Source organism: Methylobrevis pamukkalensis, assembly GCF_001720135.1.
GTDB classification, from domain to species: domain Bacteria; phylum Pseudomonadota; class Alphaproteobacteria; order Rhizobiales; family Pleomorphomonadaceae; genus Methylobrevis; species Methylobrevis pamukkalensis.
In genome coordinates, this window is record NZ_MCRJ01000103.1 from 1 (window position 1) to 15,889 (window position 15,889).

Consider the following 15,889-nt stretch of genomic DNA (forward strand, 5'->3'; position numbering starts at 1 on the left):
TCGCGCTCCGAAAGCGCCCCGGCCGCCACGAACCGCCCCAGCGCGCAGGCCGCGGCAAACACCGCCTTGCCCCGCCCGCCGGGCGCGTGCCGGAAGCCTCGGAAACGATCCGGTCCAGCGCGGCCCGGGCATAGCGCCGCACGGCGGTGTCGCCGGCATCCATCGTCCCGGCCAGGATGCGCGCCGGGCCTCCAAATGCGGGGCTGAGGAGGGGTTGCGGGGCGCATCCCCCTTGCCCACCTTGCCCTTGTCGCGGATCAGCGCCAGCAGCGCCTCGGGCGCGGCCGGCGCCGTGGCCGGGTCGAAGGCCTCGCCCTCCCAGGCGTAGGCCGCCCCGTTGCCCATCACCGAGGGCGGCAGGATCACGTAGCCGGCATCGCAGCGGATGTCGATGTTGGGCAGCCCCGGCGTGCCGTTGCCAAGCCCCCCCTCCGGCCGGGCAAACCACAGATGCCGCCCGCCGCTCTGGGTGATCGTCCGCGCGCAGGCCGGCAACGGGGCGCCGATCGCGGCCACCAGCCGCGCCTCCACATCCGCCACGCTCTCGCCCTTGGGATCGAGGTCGACGACGAACCCGTCAGCCCAGCCGGGCGCCATGCCGATCAGCGCCTTCGGCCAGCGCGTCCACCAGGCGCGGATCCGCTCGGGGTCGGCGCTCGCCTTGGCCGGCCAGCCGCTGCCGGCAATCGGCTTGTTGTCGCGGTCGCGGTCGGTGCCGATCAGCGGGCTTTTCGCGCGCGGCTTGGTCGGCGTCGGGTCGCAGGGAAACACCCGCCATCCCCGCGCGGCAAAGGCCAGCGCCGCCTCGAGCATGTCCGTCATTGTGCCCCCTCTAGAGCGATTCGCCCGCCGCGGCGCCGGTCGCAGATCTCGCGGAACCGGTCGGCCCCGGCCCGCCGCAGGGCCGCGTCGCGGCGGTTGATCTCGCCGCGCAGCACCCGGTTCTGGCATTCCAGCAGGTGCACGTAATTGGCGTCCGTCCCCCGCTCGTCATGCGCCTCCCGCGCCCGGTCCAGCTGCTGGTAGGCCTCGTCGAGGTCGATCGGGAGAATGTCGAGGTCGTCACTCATTCCGCCGCCTCCCGGAAAAGATCCATCTGGTCAGGCTCCGCCGCCATCGCTGCGGTCCACTGCGCTGCCATCGCCCGGGCAATCCCCTCGGATGTCCGGCTTCGAATCCGCCAGCGGTCGGGGCCGGGCGAGGCGCGGTGCACGGCGGACCACGCCCGATGCGCGTCGCTGCCCGGCTTCGGCGGGGTCAGCCGGTCGGTGGCCACCAGCGGCGGCAGGCCGCGGAGGTAAAACCCTGTCGCCTTGAACGCCGGGTCGCCGAACCACCACGGCTGCACGATCTGCGGCCGGATCAATCCGGCGATCCGCTCGCGGGCGTGACGGTGCATCACGGGATTTTCGACCGCCACGCGCGGCACAGGCGCGGAAAAACAGGCCGAAAACAGCGCGGCGCCCGCGTCGAGTTCCGCCCACATCTCGTCGCGCGTCCGCCCGGGCGGCGGCACGTGCAGCCAGCGCACCCCGGAATTGCACAGCCGGGTGCAGGGCGGGTGCATGACGGCGAGCAGGTCCCACCCGTCGTCCAGATGGTCGCGCACGTCGCCGATGATGTGGCGGTTGGATCCGTCCTCGGCCGGCAGCAGGTCCACCGACCAGACGTCATGGCCGAGCGCGGCGAATGCCCGGCGCACCACGCCGGATGTCTCGCAGCCGATCAGGATCCGCCGGCAGGTCGCGGGCATGTCGAGGAGGGCAGTCACTCCGCCGCCTCCCTCTCGTCGCCGAACATTTCCCCCTGCCGGGCGTCGGCCCGGTCCAGCATCCGCAGCACGGTCTCGCCGCCGTGGCGGGCGCGGTGCGCCGCGTCCCAGACGAACCAGGCGTGCAGCGCCGGCGGGGCGCCCTGCCCGGTGAAGTCGATCTTCCAGCGCATCAGGTAGACCCGGGCCGGGGGGTGCTCGGCCCAGAACGGCCCGAGGCCGCCGGCGCCCGGCCACGACCAGTTGAGAAGCAGCGCCATGTAGCGCAGATCCGGCATCGCCAGCGCGTGGCGCAGCCAGCGCGCCTTGCCGTTGCCCCAGCCGCAGTCCTGAAACGGCGGATTGGTTACGATTGCCGGGGCCGGCGGGGTGGCGTAGTCGTAGAAGCTGCGGATTTCGGCGCCGCAGCCCCGGTCGATCAGGTCGGACGCCACCACATCGAGCCCGGCGGCCACCAGCTCGCGCACCATCGCCCCGTCGCCGGCCGCCGGCTCCCAGACCTTGCCGAAGCTGCGCAGCCGCCCGCCCTCGGTCGCCAGAAACGCCCGCGTCGGCTCCGGCGGGGTCCGGTTGAAGTCGTCCTTCTCGCGCTCCAGCCCGCCCTCCACCTTGCGAATCTCGCCGGTGATGAGATCGCGGATCGCGACAGGCCGGGGGGTCTTGCCGGTGGCGCGGAACAGGCCGCGTGCCGAAGGCGCGCTCACGGGCTCACCCCGTCCGGGTTGCAGGCGCAGGCGCGCATCAGGATCGCGAAGCGGCCGTGGTGGCAGTCGTCGAAGGCCGGGGTCGCCAGCCAGCCGGCGGCGAGATAGGCCTCGGCGCGCGGGATGCGCACGTAGCGGTAGACGCCGGACCTCATGACGCCACCTCGTCAGCCGGGGCCGGGCGCAGCCGCGAGGCGGGCAGGACCGAGGTCCAGACCCCGTGCTCGCACTGGACCACGGCCATCAGCGTGTTGCGGTCGTTGAAGAACAGCGCGCGGACGATGCCGGGCTCCTGCCCCCGCCCCGCCACGCGGGATCGCGGCAGCAGCCAGTCCGGCACGCCCAGGGCGCGCCAGAGCAGCCACTGGCTGTCGATGTAGGCGTTGGCCGTGCCTTCGGAGATCACCGGCACGGGGGCGTCGGCGGCGGCGCTCATGCCCGCACCTCGTCCGCCCGGCATTTCCAGCCCGCGACCCGCCATTTCGGATGCGCGGCGCTCCAGCGGGCGATCTCGGCCACGGCGGCGATCATGCAGCCGGAGGCCAGCGCGTCGGCCCGGCCGCGCAGCTCGCGGGTTTCGCAGTCCGCCGGGGCGGCGACGAGGCAGATGGTCAGGACGAGGATCATCGCGTCGCCCTCCGCATCGCCAGAATCCCGAGCGCGATCGCCCGGCGGGTGGCGGCTTCGTGGTGGTCGACCGCAGCCAGAGGCTGGGGTCGCCGGGCAGCTGCGGGCCGGGGCGCGCGAGGGCCGCGCGTTCGGCCGCCTCGCAGCGGGTCTGATGAAACCGCGCGCGCATCCAGCACACCGCCTCCACCACCGCCCACGCCGGCCAGGGCAGCCACCGCAAACCTCTCGGGATCGAAAAGCGCATCACTTGCCCCCCTTGCGCCGGGTTGTGGCCTTGCCGCCTTCGGCGAGCGCGGCGGAAAGCTCGCGCTGGGTGGTGCTGAGCGCGGTGATCTCGCCGCTCATCAGGTCCAAGAGGCCGCGCAGTTCGGCCGGGGTCACAGTGCCGTCGGCGAGCGCCGCGCCGATGCCGCCGATCAGCGCGCCGCTTTCGCGCACCACGCCAAGAAGCGCCCCCGACACGTCGGTGCCGGCGGGGGCGCTGTCCATCGGCGCCAGCGCGCAGCCGGCCGCCTCGGCAAACACCGGGGCGAACACCGGCGCGCCGATCGCCGCCTCGAGGGTGAGCGCGGCGGTGATCGAGATCACGTCGTCATGGTCGGGCGAGGCCCAGCGGCTCAGCGTGCCGGGCGCCGCCCCGGTCAGCCTTGCGGCCCGGGCGCGCCCGGTCTCGTCGGCCGTGGCCAGCGCCTCCAGCGCCGCCCGGGTCGCCCCTTTCAGCCGCGCGGTCATCCCGCGCAGCGCCGGCTGTCTCGCGTCCGGATTGTGGAAACTTTCGCTCATCTTGTTTCCTAGGTGTTTTTGCGCAGATCGGGGATGGTGCAGTGCAGAAGCGGCGCGGGGCCGGTTCTGGGGCGAAATCAGGAGGGGGCGAGATGCAGACCGATCACGCGATCACCTCGCCGGTGCGGCGGCTGACGATCACCGGCAGCGGGCGGGCCAGACTCGGCACCGGCGCCAGCGACGGGCGCGGACGCTGCTGCGGCGCGGCCTCGGGTTCGGGCGCCGGGGCGTCCTCACGCGGGCGGGGCTTGATCACCTCGTTGATCGTCAGCGTGTGGAGGCGGCGCGACACGGTGTGGTCGGAAATGGCGAAGCGGTCGCGCATCGCCCGCTTGATCTGCGGCACCGGCAGGCCCGCCGCCCAGAGATCGGCAAGGGCGGCGTCCTCGTCGGCGCTCCAGACGCGGGCCATGCCGCCCGTGGGGGTGGCGCTCGTCGGCAGCTCGGCGCGCTGGCGGGCAATGCGCCGCATCTTGCACACCGTGCCCTTGCTCAGTTTCAGCGCGGCGGAAATGGTCGGAAGGTCCAGCCCCTCGGCGGTCATCGCCACCACGTCGGCGATCCGCTGCTCGGATCGGGCGGTGCGCCGGGCCTGTTCCGCCTGCATCGCCGCCTCCCGGTTGCGCGCCACCTCCGGGTCATGGCGCATGCGCCGCATGTGGCAGGTGTTGCAGTGCCGGTCGGCGCTCAGCGCCTCGCAGGCCTGCGGCTTCTGGCAGTGCGGGCGGGCGGTCATTGTGCCTCCGTCTCCGGATCGGCACTTGCCGCGCGATCCGATTGCGCGGAAAAAGTGTGGGGCCGGCCCTCCCGCCGAGGGCCAGCCCCTTCCATCCCCGCGCAAGGCGCGCACGGAGACGAACCATGGAAAGCAAGATCGGGATCACCCTCGCCTGCCCAACCTGCGGCAGCCAGGAGCTCGAAAAGCTCGACGTCGCTGACGGGGTCGAGCCGGACAGTGCCCGGGTCCGCTGCAAGAGCTGCGGCGCGCTCCTCGGAACATGGGGCGAGGTGAAAGCGCAGGCCAAGCGTGTCGCACTCGACCGTGTACGGCTCAAATTCCGCAACACCTTCAAGGGCCTCAAGGGCTGGAAGCTCAAGTAGCAGGGTGCCGATCTCGGTGCTCATTCGGCAGCCTCCGGGCAAAGGCCCTCTCCCCTGGCGGGAGAGGGCTGGGGTGAGGGGGCGGCGGCTTGCTCGGCGCCGGCGGCGGTGCGCTCCGCCATTTCGGCGAGGAGCCCGAGCGTGATCTGCGGCACGCCCGCGTTTTCCGCCGCCCGCACCACGGCGAGCAGCCGAGGGCCGGGAATGGAATTGCGCAGCCGCCACGCGCCCACGGTTCGGGCGGGCACGTCGAGCAGTTCGGCGAGCCGCTTGTTGCCGAAAAAGGCGATCACGTCGGCGTGATTACGAAGCCCGGAGATGTCCATGGAACTGCATTCGGTTGATGACATGCGCTCAAACTACGTTTCGCAGTTTGATGCGTCAAGCGGCAAAACCACCAAATGCAGTGACGGGCAGACTACGTTCCGTCGTATGACGACTTCCAGATGGGCCACCCACCACGACCGATTGCGCTGGGCGCGCGAACGCCGCTTCGACCAGATCAAGCTGGCGGCGGAGGCTTTGGGCGTGAACGAAAAGACGCTGCAGGCGCACGAGACCGGCACGCGCGGCACGCGGGGCTTTCCCCAGGCGCTGGCGGAAAAATATGCGCGAGGGCTTGGCGTTTCGGCATCGTGGCTGATGAGCGGCAAGGGCGAGCCGACCTCGCGCACGCCCGAGACGATGCGCCGGGTGTCGGTGTCCGGCTATCTGCAGGCCGGCGTCTGGTCGGAAAACCACGTGCTCGCGCCGGACGAGGAATTCGACGTGTTCATCCCCGACCGCCCTGAATTCCAGGGCTGGCCGCTTTACGGCGCGATCGTGCGCGGCGAATCGATGAACCAGGTCTACCCGGCCGGAACGATCGTGGTGCTGATGCGCAAGCACGACGGCGCGCGCGATCTGGTGCCCGGCAAGCGTTACCACATCGACCGCGCCAAGCCCGACGGCACCCGCGAAAGCACGATAAAGACGGTGAAGATCCGCCGCGAGGGCGAGGTGTGGCTGGTGCCGGAATCGGACGATCCCGCGTTTCAGGCCGCGATCCCGCTGAACGGCGGGGAAACGGGCATCGAGATCAACTTCGTCGCCGCGTGGTGGCGGCCCTGATCAACGAGTGAGGCAGACGATGCGGCGCATGATCCTGATCGCGGCGGCATTGCTCGCCGGCCCGGCCACCGCCGGGGAGCTCCCGCGCTTCGACCCGAAAAGCCACTGCACGCGGCTTGCCAGCCTCAGCGGTGGCTACTCGGAAGGCCTGTTCGGCATCTGCTTCCGCTCCGAACAGAGCGACTACGACGAGCTGAAGGCGCGCTGGAGCGGCATCGCCGAAAGCATCGCCACGCATTGCCAGCGCGTGGCGACCATGGGCGGCGGCGGCAGCTACGGCCTGCTGAAGATCTGCATCGATTCGGAGATCCGGGAACGCGAGACCAACAGCGGCGCCGAGTTCAAGTTCTAGCCGATCCGCTCGGCTTCCGGGAACGGCTCCCAGATCGCGTTCTCGCAGTTGCCGAAGATCCCGGCCTTGAACGAGCCGAAGGCCTGCCCGTCGTTGAAGGCGAGCACGAAGGTCTCGATGCCGGTGTAGGCGCCGAACGAGTCTTCGAATTGAACCGCACGCACACCCCCGGCCGCCGCCCGCCATTGACCAGCCCGGCGAAGATCTCGAGCGGCGCGGTAATTTCCGCGCTCCGCACCGAATAAGGGTCTTTCAGCCGCTCGCGCAACAGCGCCACCACCGCAGCCTTGTAGTCCGCCGGCACCCGCCCGCGCGCCGCGATGTCCGCCGCCGTTCCGCCGGTTGTCTGGCAGCCGGCCAGCAACACGCCGGCCATCACGATTACCCCTGAGAATTTCATGTCCGCCCCCCGCAGCCCTGTTGCGCGGCATGCACGATACGGCGCGCCGCGAGGTGCCGCAAGTTGCGGCGCAAACTGCGTTCCGCCGATCGCGCTCGGGAAAACTGCGTTTTGCAGTTGACAGGATAAACTGCGAAACGTAGTTTATTCCCACGGCCCGAGACCTCCTCCCCTCGGGCCGGGCGCCCGCCGGGCGGGTCCTGTGTCCGGATCCGGCGTTTCCGGCGGGCGCCCACCGTCTCCCGCGAAAGGAGGCAGCGATGGCCTGACCCCATCACCCGACACGAGTTGCTTTCGAGTTTGCGAACCTCCCTTTGACCTCCGCCCCGGCTCCGGCCGGGGCCTTTTTCCGAAGGACCTGCCTGATGCGAATGACCGCCCGAATGCTCGGCCTCGACGATGACGACGACGCCCTGCCGGCGCCCGCCCCGCTGCCCGAGGCGATGGTGATGGACCTGCGCCAGCAGTTCGACACCTACGCCGCGATGATGGCCAACGGCTGCCCGTTCAAGCCGGGCGACATCGTCACCCCGCGCAACGGCCACAACCAGAAAGGCATCGGCATGCCGCAGATCGTGCTGGAATTGAACGCGGCGCATCTGGCCGCGCCGGACACCTCCGAATCGATTTTCACCAGCAGATACGGCGTGCGCCTCGACATGCGGGTCAGCTGCGCTTCCGGGGGCGATCACCTCTACACGCGCTTCTGAGTCGAAAGCGTTGACTACGAACTCTGGACGCCCGCCGCCGAGGCCGACGCCCCGCCCCCGTCCGCCCACAACTGACCCTCGCGCCTCCCGCCCTGCCGGCGCGCGACGCCGGCAGCACCGGATGCCTGGAGACCAGCCCGATGCACATGATCATCCTGAAATTCGACACCGAAGACGACGCCCGCGACATTCTGGCCGCAATCGCCCGCGCCCAGGAGCTGCAGGCCCACCACGAACTGGACCCCGACGAGGCGCCGGCCGAAGGCGGCGACGCGCGGCCCTGCCCGCTGTGCGGGGTGGTCCACGTGCAGGCAGAATGGGGCGGGCAGAGCAAGCATATCGACGGGCTGGAGCCGACATCGCTCCGCAGGCAGACCAAGCATTTCGATTTCCGCCTTGGCCAAGTGGTGCGAGTGCGCCGTTCCAACACGATTGGGCGGGTCATTCAGCAGATCGCGAGCATCGATCGCGCATCGCAATACGTGCTGACCTTCCGGAATGTCAGCTTCATGACGCGCCCTCTGTACGCCAACGAACTCGCCGAGGTTCACCCGGAAGAACCCGGCGCGGAAGACTTCGACCCCTCCGACTTCTGACCGCCCGCGCCTCCCGCCCTGCCGGCGCGCGCCGCCGGCAGCAGCGGATGCCCGACACGCAACACCCGACCGGAGACCGACCCCATGACCGTCAACACCCTGATCCGCTCCCGCGCCCCGGCCCGCCGCGCGCCCGTGGGCGAGGCCGCCACCGTGGCGCGGATGGCCGACATCATCGACGAGGTGAGCAGCCGCGGCGACTGCGTCGTCATCGGCGATTTCGCGCGCGCCGGCATCGCCCGCGCCACCGCCGACAGCCTGATCGAACGCGCCCGCGACCTCTTTGTTGCCCGCGTCAAGGCCCGCGAAAAGGCCCGCCGCGTGGCGTGATCCACAGGGCCGGCCACCCCGGCCGCCCCACCCGCCCCGCGCCGCGCCGTCATGGTCCGCGCAGGCGGACCACCTTTGAAACCCGAGGAGGCCGTGATGTCCGCGCCGCTTGCCGAATCCACCACCCTGTTCTGGTTCGCGGCCATCGCCGCGTTCCTGCTCGCGCCGGCCTTGGCGCCGCCACCCGCCTCATCGTGCGGGACAAGGTGTCCGACCTCGACCGCGAGATCAACGAAGCCCCGATGTTCGACGACCCCGACCGCGCGGCGGTGACGCCCCTTGGCATCAGCCCGGACGGCGCGCCGGTCCACCTCGTCACCGCCCGCCGCGGCAGCCCCTGCGGCCTGTTCCGGCAGGCGGCGGGCCGGAGGGCGCGGGGATGAACGGCGCCGAGACCACATCCCCCCGATTGCGCGCCCGCCGGGCGTACGCGATTGCCGAGTTGCAGATGAGTTTTCCTTGGTTCTCGCGCCTGCAGATCGAAGCGGCCGTCGACCGCGCCATCATCGATGTGGCCGACGCTACGCCAACCGCAAGATGATCGACGGCATGTCCGACGCCGGGAGGGCACGGGGATGAGGTTTCTTGATTTTGCAGCCGCAGCTTTCTTGTGGTGGCTTGCGCTCAACGTCCTGCTCGATGCCGGCGCGCGGCGCGCGGCCGGCGATGACTTCTCCGGGGCGCTCCTCGTCGGGGTGGTTTTCATCCTGCTCGCCAACTGGCTTGCCCGCAGCCGGGCGCAGTCATGACCACCCCCACCCTCTCCCCCCGCCAGCGCCACCACGCGCGCCACGCCCTCGGCCTGCCGAACCCGCCGAAGGGCGACCGGGCGCGAACCTGCCGCAACCGGGTCGAGACGATCCGGGGCACCGCGCCCGACGAGATGCTGCAGGCGATGGCCGATCTCGGCTGGGCCGAGCTTGTGCCCAGCCGCTTTGCCACCGCCAGTTTCCACGTCTGGCGCCTCACCCGCGCCGGCGCCCTGCTCGCCCTCGCCGATGACGAGACGCTGGACCCCGAAGATTTCCCGCAGCCCACCACCGAGGAGACCACACCGTGAAACCTGATCACCCGCAGGAGAGACGCACGATGGGCAGCAATTCGATCAGCGCGGTGGATCTGCGCAACTTTATCGACCGCATCGAGAACATCCGCGAGCAGAAGACCGCCTTGGCGGACGACGAGAAACTCGTCTTCGCCGAGGCCAAGGCCCTCGGTTTTTCGGCGCCGACGATGCGCGATATCCTGAAGATCCGCACCCAGAAGCCGGCCGACCGGCAGGAAGCCGAAAGCCTGCTGGACCTCTACATGTCGGCGATGGGCATGGCGACAGAGACCCCGCTGTTTCGCCACGTCGGGCTGATGAGCGTGGACATCAGCGCCCGCGAAAGCGTGGTCGAGGCCCTCAAGGAACTGGTGCCCATCAACGGCGAACTGATCGTCAAGGCCGGCGGCGGCGCCGTGCGGCTGTGGCGCGACCAGGAGGGCACGGCCCACGCCGAGGATTTCGTGGAGCGCCCCGCTCCGCAGGCGCGCGCCGCCGTTGCCGCGGCCCCGCGCACCGGCAAGGCGCCGCCGCCCGAGGCCAGCCCGGCGCAGGCCGAGGAGATGGGCCGGCAGGCGGCCCGCGACAATCAGGCGATCATCACCAATCCCTTTCCGTTCGGCGATGCGCGCCGGCCGCTCTGGGATCGCGGATGGCGAGTGGAAACCGGTGGCGACGGCATGGGGCCGGAAGACGAATGAACATCGACGGTCGCCTGCTTCAACCCCACGAGGCCGAAGAGCCGATCCTCGCCCGGCCCGTCCGCGCGGCGCTGATGGAATGGCTGATGGAGATCTGGTCGGCCGAGGAACTGGCCGACGTGGGCCTCAAGGCGCGCAGCCGCGCCCTGTTCCACGGCGCCCCCGGCACCGGCAAGACGACGCTGGCCCACCATCTTGCCGCGCGCCTCGGTCTGCCGATGCTGATCATCCGGCCGGACGACATCGTCGGCCGCTACGTCGGCACCGGGATATCGAACGTCCGCAGCGTTTTCGACGTGATCGACAAGATCGACGAGCCCTGCGTCGTGTTCTTCGACGAGTTCGAGACCGTGGCGGCGCGGCGGATGACGTCGGGCGTCAACGAGGTCGGCGAGCACGATCACAACGCGATGATCAACGCGTTGCTGGCCCGTATGGACGCTCACGAGGGTTTTCTGATCGCCGCAACGAACCACGCATCGCTGATCGACCCGGCCATCTGGCGGCGCTTCGAGATCCAGATCAAGCTGGACGTTCCGGGCCAGGGCGAGCGCGAGCGAATCCTTGCCCGCTATCTTACCCCCTTTGGCCTGCCGCGCGACGACCTGCGGCGCATCGCCGAGGCGATGAGCACGGCGGCGCCCTCGTTGATGCGCCAGTTCTGCGAAGCCCTCAAGCGGCAGATCGTCGTCGGCCCGAAGGCCGGCTGGCCGATGGAGCGCGAGGCGGTGATCGCCCGCATTCTCGCCGCCAACGAGCCGCATCCGGATCTCGGCCGCCCGCGCCTCTGGTCCCTCGGCATCGAGGACGCGGCAATCCGGGGGCTTGGCTGGCCACTGCGGCGCGCCGCCGACATCGCCGCCGATCCGGAGCCAGCCGAGACCGCCGACCAGCACGACGAGCACCCGCCCGCCTCTGTCGTGGCCTTTCCCGGGCGTGCCACGTCCAGAGGCGGAGACTGACCCCGATGCGCGCCCTCTCCATCATGCAGCCCTGGGCCTGGCTGATCGTCGCCGGCCACAAGGACATCGAAAACCGCACCCGGGCCACCGGCGTGCGCGGGCGCATCCTCGTCCACGCCGGCAAGCGGGTGGATCTGGACGCGATGACCGAGATCAAGGCCGGGCGCCACCCGGTCACCGGCCGGCCGCTGCGGCTCACCCTGCCGGGCGCCTTTCCCACCGGCGCGGTTGTCGGCGAAGTGGAGATCGTGATGTGCGTGACGGACCACCGCTCGGACTGGTTCGTGGGCGACCACGGCTTCGTGCTGCGCAACCCGCTGGAATTTGCGCCGGAGCCCTGGCGCGGCCAGCTCGGCTTTTTCGACATCCCCGACGACACCGCCCGCCGCCTCGTGCCGCTCACCCCGGCCTCCGCCGGGCAAGGGAGACTGATCTGATGATCCGCCTTTGCACTTTCCGCCTGAAATCGACGACGCCCTATTCCCAGTCCGCCAGTCACGATGCGCCGAAGCTGAACGACAAGGAAACGCCCGAGGACTACGACAAGCGCACGTGGCGCGAGAAGGCGACGGTCACCGACGACGGGATCGTCGGCATTCCCGGCATGGGGCTGAAGCAGGCGGTGGACGCCGCCGCCGGGAGGCTTTCGATCAAGTCCAAAGGTCGTCAGACCCTCACCAAGAATTTCCTGTCCGGCGCCATCCCGGCCGCGTTGGTATTCCCGATCGCGTCCGGAAAGAAGATCTGAAGCCGATCCGGATATTCGCCAACGTCGACGGTCGGCGCGGCAGCGGCAGCCGGGTCAAGCGGATTTTCCCCTACATCGCGGAGTGGGAAGCCCTTATCGCATTCCGGCTTCTCGATGACGAGATCCCGAAAGACGCTTTTGAACGGGTGGTGATCGAGGCCGGCAAACTGATCGGCGTCGGCCGCTTCCGCGCCGAAAAGGGCGGTCTTTTCGGGCGCTTCCAAGCCTACGACTTTGCCTGGACAGAAGAAAAATAACGAGCCACTCGTCGCCTCGCGTCGCGTCTCCACGCCACGCGCCGCGGCGCAAGGCCGCGCAGGGCATCGCCACTCAACGCGCCGCGGCGCAACGCTCTGCTTCGCACCAGCCCCGGCGCTCGCCGCCGGACCTTTTCTCAGGGAGATCGCCATGGACCGACCCCGCTTCGAAACCTCCGCCGAGACGGCGATGATCGCCAGGGCGCTGAAAGCCGTGGCGATCGGCCAGACGATCAGCTACGCCGCCCTGTCCGACGCCGCCGGCCGACGGGTGGACGGCAGCTGCGGCAATCTCCAGTCGGCCCGCCGCCGTCTCCTGAAGGAAGACCGCGCCGTGTTCGACGTGATCGTCGGCTTCGGCCTCAAGCGGCTGGAGGATGGCGAGATCGTCACCTCCAGCGAGCGCGACGCCCGGCTGCTGCGCCGCGCCGCCGAGCGCAACGTGATGAAGATCACCGCCGTGCGCGATTTCGGATCGCTCACCGAAGACCAGCAGCGCAAGCATTCCGCCCTTGCCGGCCTCTACGTCGGCATCGCCGGCATGGCCTCAGACAAGGCGATCGAGCACGTGGGCGAGACGATCGAGCGGCCCTCGCTCGCCGCCGGGCTGGAAGGCGCGCTCGTTGCGTTCCGTCCGTTCGTGAGGAGCCGCCCGTGACCCGCCTCCTGATTCTCCTCGCCGCCCTCGCCCTGCCCCTGCCGGCCCTCGCCGAGCCGTGCCGGTGTGCCGGCGGGGGCAGCCGGACGCCGCCTGCGTGGTGGACGGCGACACGATCTGGCTGCGCGGCGAAAAGGTGCGCCTCGTCGGCATCGACGCGCCGGAGGCGAGCCACCCGGCCTGCGAGGCCGAGCGCCGCCTTGCCGCCGCCGCCACCGCCGCGCTGGCGCAGATCCTGTCCCTCGGCCCCGTCCGCCTCACCCGCACCGGCCGCGACCGCTACGGACGCACCCTCGCCACCGTCCACGCCGGCCGCCTCAACGCCGGCGCCGAACTGATCCGCCGCGGCGCCGCCCGGGACTGGCCGGGGCGGAAGGTCAACTGGTGCAGGGGGCCTGACGCCCCATGAGCCTCCCGCCCGACATCTCACCGACCGATCCGCTGACCCTCAAGGAGGCCTGCGACCTGCTGTTTCGTGGCAAGATCAGCCCGTCGACATTGCGGGCGGAGGCAGCGCGGGGCAATCTGGTGATCGAGAGGGTCGGCCGGCGCGATTTCGTCACGCCGAAAGCCGTCGAGGAGATGCGCACCAGATGCCAAGACCGTCAAAAGGCGCCCGCCTGTGGCTCGACCCCCGCGAGCGGGTCTGGTGGATCCGCGACGGCGCCGTCAAGCGCCGCACTGGCTGCACTCAGGGTGAGCACGAGCGCGCTCAAAGGCTGCTCGCCGAGCACATCGCCGCCAAATGGACGGCGCCGGTCGAACGTCGTGCCGATCGGCTCCTGATCGCCGACATCCTGACCTGGTACGCCCGCGAGATCGCCCCGCGCCACCGCGCGGCCGCCACCACCGGCCACGCGATCGACCGCCTCGCCGACTGGTGGGGCGCCAAGACCCTCGCCGAGATCCGCGCCGCCACCTGCCGCGCCTACGCCGAGCACCGTCGCCGCCAGCCCCGGCCGCAGGCGAAATCCGAGGCTGCGAAAGCGAAGACGATCGGCGACGCCACGATCCGCCGCGAGCTGGGCGTGCTGCGGGCCGCCGTCAACGCATGGCACGCCGAAGAGCCGCTCGAGGCTCTGCCGGTGATCACCCTGCCCGACCAGCCCGGATCGCGCCTGCGCTGGCTTCGCCGCGACGAGGCCGCCCGGCTGCTGCGCGCCGCCCGCAGGCTGGACGATCGGCAGGCCGGCCGGGCGCTCGCGCGCTTCATCCTGATCGGTCTCCACACCGGCACGCGCTCCGGCGCGATCCGCGATCTGGCGTGGCTGCCGAACGTGCGCGGCGGGTGGATCGACGTCGAGGCCGGGCTGATCCACCGCCGCGGCGAGGGGCAGAGCGAATCGTCCAAGCGCCGGCCGCCGGTGCGCATCCCGGCCCGGCTGATGGCGCACCTGCGCGCGTGGCGCCGCGACGGCCGCAGCTACGTCGTCCACTACCGCGGCCTGCCGGTGGACCGCCAGCGCCGCAGTTGGGACGCTGCCCGCAAGGCCGCAGGCCTCGGCACCGACGTCACCCCCCACGTGCTCCGGCACACCTGCGTCACGTGGATGATGATCAACGGCGTGTCGATCTGGGATGCGGCGCACTACGTGGGCATGAGCCCGGCGATGGTCGAAACCGTCTACGGCCACCACCACCCCGATTACCAGGTCGAGGTCGCCAACCGCATCGGCCGGCAGGCCCGGCCAGTTATGGCCAGAAACCCGTGAACACATCCGCAACATTACTGGCCGGTCCGGGCCGAAAAGCGGCGGTTTTCCGGGGTTTCCCGCAACCGGCACTCCCTTGGTAAGGGAGAGGTCGAGAGTTCAATCCTCTCTCACAGCACCAGTTTTCCCAAGGAAATTCAAGGCTTAAGCCCGCATCCGCTCCCTTGTCCCCCAGACTTGGAGCGTGAACGCACCCCGAACGACCCTCAAGACGTGGGGGAAATCCGGGGGACTCTGTTCTCCGGCTGTTCCGACGACGGACCGCCTGAAAACGAAAACGCCGTCCCCGGTGGCAACGGGAACGGCGCATCAAATCTCGAAAACATCACCCCGGAACAATGCCAAATTGCGGCGAAGCCGTCAACGATTGAAGCCGATATGGCTGCCTTCGACGCATGGGTGACGCGGCACGCCGAGCAGCAAGCTCTAGCCGGCCGTGAAGTTGCCGAACAACTGATTCTGGAAGGCGAGCCGCTCACGACCGAATCTCTCGACGAGATTGTCTTTGAGGTGCAAGAGACGCTCGACGAGCTTCTATTGACGGCACTGCCGCCCGGCATGGTGTCTGTTTTCGCCCGGCCTCTTTTCGAGCGTCTACGTGGCAAGGTGCTCTTGTCGCTGGTCCTTTGCTTCAAGCTTGGCCTGCTCAATCGGTACGCCGACGCAATCCCGACAGACTCGACGGGAGGGCGTGCATGACCGACGCCGCCGATACCGCAACCCTCGTGGCCAAGGTCCGCAAGAACGGCCACGAGGACATCGTCGTCCGGCTCGACACCTATCATGGCGTCGACTGCTGCGACGTGCGCGTCTTCGCGGACTACGACGGCACCGGGGAACGACGGCCGACGAGGAAGGGCGTTGCCTTCCGTGTCGACGTCATCCCGGCCCTGATCGAAGCCCTTCACGCCGCCGCAGAGGCATACCAGGAGGCGCAAGGGAGATAACTCGCCAGCGTGGCGAGGTGCAGCGTAGACAAGCCCTAGGGACCGCTCGGAGGCTCCCGCCTATGGCTTTCCTGCCCTGCCCTCGCCGCGACGATCTAGCGGCGGGTGGTCTCTCAATCTTGCTCCTGCCGCGTCATAGCCGGACGGCGATCTGCCCGGCTTCGATCCGATGAAGATGGAGAGGTGTCGGCCTCAACAAAAACCGACAATGCCTCGGCGGATCTTACGGCACTCGTTGCCGGTTCCGACGCCCCGACTGGCGATGCGGCCTGAGGGATAGCGTGCCCATAATACCCCCTAGGTGACTGGCAGCCGCGCTGCTGGGGAGGCGACTGGTCCACGACACGGACAGGCACGGTAAACGAGGCTGGA

General features: G+C 69.9%; 30 protein-coding genes. 19 read left to right on the plus strand and 11 right to left on the minus strand.

Annotation, left to right across the window (positions count from 1 at the left end):
- The 9 genes from A6302_RS15525 to A6302_RS15560 all read right to left on the minus strand — a co-directional run.
- Nucleotides 1–822, minus strand: an 822-nt coding sequence (locus A6302_RS15525; RefSeq protein ID WP_169833603.1) for a bifunctional DNA primase/polymerase, incomplete at its 3' end; no start/stop codon positions are given.
- Nucleotides 819–1,070 (minus strand): hypothetical protein, encoded by a 252-nt coding sequence (locus tag A6302_RS23105; protein WP_069307803.1) that lies wholly within the window; start codon nt 1,068–1,070, stop codon nt 819–821. The genes A6302_RS23105 and A6302_RS15525, both read right to left, overlap by 4 nt.
- Entirely contained in the window at nt 1,067–1,753 is a 687-nt protein-coding gene (locus A6302_RS15535; protein WP_069307827.1) for a hypothetical protein, read from the minus strand. The genes A6302_RS23105 and A6302_RS15535 overlap by 4 nt, the downstream gene beginning before the upstream one ends.
- Nucleotides 1,754–1,767: 14 nt before the next feature.
- The gene (locus tag A6302_RS15540) at nt 1,768–2,475 is read right to left on the minus strand and encodes a hypothetical protein (RefSeq protein WP_069307804.1); all 708 of its coding nucleotides are present in this window, start codon (nt 2,473–2,475) and stop codon (nt 1,768–1,770) included.
- The gene (locus tag A6302_RS23110) at nt 2,472–2,630 is read right to left on the minus strand and encodes a hypothetical protein (RefSeq protein ID WP_169833604.1); all 159 of its coding nucleotides are present in this window, start codon (nt 2,628–2,630) and stop codon (nt 2,472–2,474) included. Before A6302_RS23110 ends, A6302_RS15540 begins: the two co-directional genes overlap by 4 nt.
- The gene (locus A6302_RS15545; RefSeq protein ID WP_069307805.1) at nt 2,627–2,911 is read right to left on the minus strand and encodes a hypothetical protein; all 285 of its coding nucleotides are present in this window, start codon (nt 2,909–2,911) and stop codon (nt 2,627–2,629) included. Before A6302_RS15545 ends, A6302_RS23110 begins: the two co-directional genes overlap by 4 nt.
- Nucleotides 2,908–3,102 (minus strand): hypothetical protein, encoded by a 195-nt coding sequence (locus A6302_RS15550; RefSeq protein ID WP_069307806.1) that lies wholly within the window; start codon nt 3,100–3,102, stop codon nt 2,908–2,910. The genes A6302_RS15545 and A6302_RS15550 overlap by 4 nt, the downstream gene beginning before the upstream one ends.
- A gap of 246 nt (nt 3,103–3,348) precedes the next feature.
- Nucleotides 3,349–3,888 carry a phage regulatory CII family protein gene (locus A6302_RS15555; RefSeq protein WP_069307807.1) on the minus strand — a complete coding sequence of 180 codons (540 nt, stop codon included), beginning with the start codon at nt 3,886–3,888 and terminating at the stop codon, nt 3,349–3,351.
- A 103-nt stretch (nt 3,889–3,991) separates the two neighbouring features.
- Nucleotides 3,992–4,624 carry a hypothetical protein gene (locus A6302_RS15560; RefSeq protein WP_069307808.1) on the minus strand — a complete coding sequence of 211 codons (633 nt, stop codon included), beginning with the start codon at nt 4,622–4,624 and terminating at the stop codon, nt 3,992–3,994.
- A 125-nt stretch (nt 4,625–4,749) separates the two neighbouring features.
- Between A6302_RS15560 and A6302_RS15565 the strand changes: the two genes are divergently transcribed.
- Complete coding sequence (locus A6302_RS15565; protein ID WP_069307809.1) at nt 4,750–4,989, plus strand: ECs_2282 family putative zinc-binding protein; 240 nt, start codon at nt 4,750–4,752, stop codon at nt 4,987–4,989.
- Nucleotides 4,990–5,009: 20 nt separating this feature from the next.
- Here the strand turns inward: A6302_RS15565 and A6302_RS15570 are convergent, their stop codons facing one another.
- Nucleotides 5,010–5,315, minus strand: coding sequence for a hypothetical protein (locus A6302_RS15570; protein ID WP_069307810.1), 306 nt, complete (start codon nt 5,313–5,315; stop codon nt 5,010–5,012).
- On the opposite strand from A6302_RS15570, the gene A6302_RS15575 reads away from it, so the two are divergent.
- Complete coding sequence (locus A6302_RS15575; protein WP_141703830.1) at nt 5,314–6,099, plus strand: S24 family peptidase; 786 nt, start codon at nt 5,314–5,316, stop codon at nt 6,097–6,099. The genes A6302_RS15570 and A6302_RS15575 overlap by 2 nt on opposite strands.
- Before the next feature lie 28 nt (nt 6,100–6,127).
- On the plus strand, nt 6,128–6,451 hold the full coding sequence (locus tag A6302_RS15580; RefSeq protein ID WP_069307812.1) for a hypothetical protein: 324 nt from the start codon (nt 6,128–6,130) through the stop codon (nt 6,449–6,451).
- Here A6302_RS15580 and A6302_RS23115 read toward each other — a convergent pair.
- A complete protein-coding gene (locus tag A6302_RS23115) occupies nt 6,448–6,615 on the minus strand; it encodes a hypothetical protein (protein ID WP_169833605.1) in 168 nt (55 codons plus the stop codon). The genes A6302_RS15580 and A6302_RS23115 overlap by 4 nt on opposite strands.
- A 607-nt stretch (nt 6,616–7,222) precedes the next feature.
- On the opposite strand from A6302_RS23115, the gene A6302_RS15585 reads away from it, so the two are divergent.
- The 16 genes from A6302_RS15585 to A6302_RS15655 all read left to right on the plus strand — a co-directional run bounded on the left by A6302_RS15585 (nt 7,223) and on the right by A6302_RS15655 (nt 15,517).
- Nucleotides 7,223–7,561, plus strand: a complete 339-nt coding sequence (locus A6302_RS15585; protein ID WP_141703832.1) for a hypothetical protein — start codon at nt 7,223–7,225, stop codon at nt 7,559–7,561.
- Between the two features lie 140 nt (nt 7,562–7,701).
- Nucleotides 7,702–8,157, plus strand: coding sequence for a hypothetical protein (locus tag A6302_RS15590; protein ID WP_069307814.1), 456 nt, complete (start codon nt 7,702–7,704; stop codon nt 8,155–8,157).
- A gap of 84 nt (nt 8,158–8,241) precedes the next feature.
- Nucleotides 8,242–8,487, plus strand: a complete 246-nt coding sequence (locus A6302_RS15595) for a hypothetical protein (RefSeq protein ID WP_069307815.1) — start codon at nt 8,242–8,244, stop codon at nt 8,485–8,487.
- 206 nt (nt 8,488–8,693) lie between these two features.
- Nucleotides 8,694–8,870, plus strand: coding sequence for a hypothetical protein (locus tag A6302_RS23120; protein ID WP_169833607.1), 177 nt, complete (start codon nt 8,694–8,696; stop codon nt 8,868–8,870).
- Nucleotides 8,867–9,028 (plus strand): hypothetical protein, encoded by a 162-nt coding sequence (locus tag A6302_RS23125; RefSeq protein ID WP_169833608.1) that lies wholly within the window; start codon nt 8,867–8,869, stop codon nt 9,026–9,028. Before A6302_RS23120 ends, A6302_RS23125 begins: the two co-directional genes overlap by 4 nt.
- 34 nt (nt 9,029–9,062) lie before the next feature.
- Nucleotides 9,063–9,236, plus strand: a complete 174-nt coding sequence (locus A6302_RS23130) for a hypothetical protein (protein ID WP_169833609.1) — start codon at nt 9,063–9,065, stop codon at nt 9,234–9,236.
- Nucleotides 9,233–9,547, plus strand: a complete 315-nt coding sequence (locus A6302_RS15605) for a hypothetical protein (protein ID WP_069307817.1) — start codon at nt 9,233–9,235, stop codon at nt 9,545–9,547. The genes A6302_RS23130 and A6302_RS15605 overlap by 4 nt, the downstream gene beginning before the upstream one ends.
- A 29-nt stretch (nt 9,548–9,576) precedes the next feature.
- The gene (locus A6302_RS22315) at nt 9,577–10,233 is read left to right on the plus strand and encodes a DUF2312 domain-containing protein (RefSeq protein ID WP_069307818.1); all 657 of its coding nucleotides are present in this window, start codon (nt 9,577–9,579) and stop codon (nt 10,231–10,233) included.
- On the plus strand, nt 10,230–11,195 hold the full coding sequence (locus A6302_RS15615; RefSeq protein WP_069307819.1) for an AAA family ATPase: 966 nt from the start codon (nt 10,230–10,232) through the stop codon (nt 11,193–11,195). The genes A6302_RS22315 and A6302_RS15615 overlap by 4 nt, the downstream gene beginning before the upstream one ends.
- Nucleotides 11,196–11,200: 5 nt before the next feature.
- Entirely contained in the window at nt 11,201–11,632 is a 432-nt protein-coding gene (locus A6302_RS15620; protein WP_069307820.1) for an ASCH domain-containing protein, read from the plus strand.
- On the plus strand, nt 11,632–11,943 hold the full coding sequence (locus A6302_RS15625; RefSeq protein WP_069307821.1) for a hypothetical protein: 312 nt from the start codon (nt 11,632–11,634) through the stop codon (nt 11,941–11,943). The genes A6302_RS15620 and A6302_RS15625 overlap by 1 nt, the downstream gene beginning before the upstream one ends.
- A 408-nt stretch (nt 11,944–12,351) precedes the next feature.
- On the plus strand, nt 12,352–12,858 hold the full coding sequence (locus tag A6302_RS15630) for a hypothetical protein (RefSeq protein ID WP_069307822.1): 507 nt from the start codon (nt 12,352–12,354) through the stop codon (nt 12,856–12,858).
- 97 nt (nt 12,859–12,955) lie between these two features.
- Nucleotides 12,956–13,267, plus strand: a complete 312-nt coding sequence (locus A6302_RS15635) for a thermonuclease family protein (RefSeq protein ID WP_169833610.1) — start codon at nt 12,956–12,958, stop codon at nt 13,265–13,267.
- Between the two features lie 184 nt (nt 13,268–13,451).
- The gene (locus tag A6302_RS15640) at nt 13,452–14,570 is read left to right on the plus strand and encodes a tyrosine-type recombinase/integrase (protein ID WP_069307824.1); all 1,119 of its coding nucleotides are present in this window, start codon (nt 13,452–13,454) and stop codon (nt 14,568–14,570) included.
- Nucleotides 14,571–14,783: 213 nt separating this feature from the next.
- Nucleotides 14,784–15,269 carry a hypothetical protein gene (locus A6302_RS15650; protein ID WP_141703834.1) on the plus strand — a complete coding sequence of 162 codons (486 nt, stop codon included), beginning with the start codon at nt 14,784–14,786 and terminating at the stop codon, nt 15,267–15,269.
- The gene (locus tag A6302_RS15655) at nt 15,266–15,517 is read left to right on the plus strand and encodes a PC4/YdbC family ssDNA-binding protein (protein WP_069307826.1); all 252 of its coding nucleotides are present in this window, start codon (nt 15,266–15,268) and stop codon (nt 15,515–15,517) included. Before A6302_RS15650 ends, A6302_RS15655 begins: the two co-directional genes overlap by 4 nt.
- Nucleotides 15,518–15,889 lie beyond the last annotated feature (372 nt).

Bases quoted from the DNA above. Each gene is read 5' to 3' on its own strand.
- A6302_RS23105 (WP_069307803.1), bottom strand. From the start codon at position 1,070: ATGAGTGACGACCTCGACATTCTCCCGATCGACCTCGACGAGGCCTAC.
- A6302_RS15535 (WP_069307827.1), bottom strand. From the start codon at position 1,753: ATGCCCGCGACCTGCCGGCGGATCCTGATCGGCTGCGAGACATCCGGC.
- A6302_RS23110 (WP_169833604.1), bottom strand. From the start codon at position 2,630: ATGAGGTCCGGCGTCTACCGCTACGTGCGCATCCCGCGCGCCGAGGCC.
- A6302_RS15545 (WP_069307805.1), bottom strand. From the start codon at position 2,911: ATGAGCGCCGCCGCCGACGCCCCCGTGCCGGTGATCTCCGAAGGCACG.
- A6302_RS15550 (WP_069307806.1), bottom strand. From the start codon at position 3,102: ATGATCCTCGTCCTGACCATCTGCCTCGTCGCCGCCCCGGCGGACTGC.
- A6302_RS15555 (WP_069307807.1), bottom strand. From the start codon at position 3,888: ATGAGCGAAAGTTTCCACAATCCGGACGCGAGACAGCCGGCGCTGCGC.
- A6302_RS15560 (WP_069307808.1), bottom strand. From the start codon at position 4,624: ATGACCGCCCGCCCGCACTGCCAGAAGCCGCAGGCCTGCGAGGCGCTG.
- A6302_RS15565 (WP_069307809.1), top strand. From the start codon at position 4,750: ATGGAAAGCAAGATCGGGATCACCCTCGCCTGCCCAACCTGCGGCAGC.
- A6302_RS15575 (WP_141703830.1), top strand. From the start codon at position 5,314: ATGGAACTGCATTCGGTTGATGACATGCGCTCAAACTACGTTTCGCAG.
- A6302_RS15570 (WP_069307810.1), bottom strand. From the start codon at position 5,315: ATGGACATCTCCGGGCTTCGTAATCACGCCGACGTGATCGCCTTTTTC.
- A6302_RS15580 (WP_069307812.1), top strand. From the start codon at position 6,128: ATGATCCTGATCGCGGCGGCATTGCTCGCCGGCCCGGCCACCGCCGGG.
- A6302_RS15585 (WP_141703832.1), top strand. From the start codon at position 7,223: ATGACCGCCCGAATGCTCGGCCTCGACGATGACGACGACGCCCTGCCG.
- A6302_RS15590 (WP_069307814.1), top strand. From the start codon at position 7,702: ATGCACATGATCATCCTGAAATTCGACACCGAAGACGACGCCCGCGAC.
- A6302_RS15595 (WP_069307815.1), top strand. From the start codon at position 8,242: ATGACCGTCAACACCCTGATCCGCTCCCGCGCCCCGGCCCGCCGCGCG.
- A6302_RS23125 (WP_169833608.1), top strand. From the start codon at position 8,867: ATGAACGGCGCCGAGACCACATCCCCCCGATTGCGCGCCCGCCGGGCG.
- A6302_RS23130 (WP_169833609.1), top strand. From the start codon at position 9,063: ATGAGGTTTCTTGATTTTGCAGCCGCAGCTTTCTTGTGGTGGCTTGCG.
- A6302_RS15605 (WP_069307817.1), top strand. From the start codon at position 9,233: ATGACCACCCCCACCCTCTCCCCCCGCCAGCGCCACCACGCGCGCCAC.
- A6302_RS22315 (WP_069307818.1), top strand. From the start codon at position 9,577: ATGGGCAGCAATTCGATCAGCGCGGTGGATCTGCGCAACTTTATCGAC.
- A6302_RS15615 (WP_069307819.1), top strand. From the start codon at position 10,230: ATGAACATCGACGGTCGCCTGCTTCAACCCCACGAGGCCGAAGAGCCG.
- A6302_RS15620 (WP_069307820.1), top strand. From the start codon at position 11,201: ATGCGCGCCCTCTCCATCATGCAGCCCTGGGCCTGGCTGATCGTCGCC.
- A6302_RS15625 (WP_069307821.1), top strand. From the start codon at position 11,632: ATGATCCGCCTTTGCACTTTCCGCCTGAAATCGACGACGCCCTATTCC.
- A6302_RS15630 (WP_069307822.1), top strand. From the start codon at position 12,352: ATGGACCGACCCCGCTTCGAAACCTCCGCCGAGACGGCGATGATCGCC.
- A6302_RS15640 (WP_069307824.1), top strand. From the start codon at position 13,452: ATGCCAAGACCGTCAAAAGGCGCCCGCCTGTGGCTCGACCCCCGCGAG.
- A6302_RS15655 (WP_069307826.1), top strand. From the start codon at position 15,266: ATGACCGACGCCGCCGATACCGCAACCCTCGTGGCCAAGGTCCGCAAG.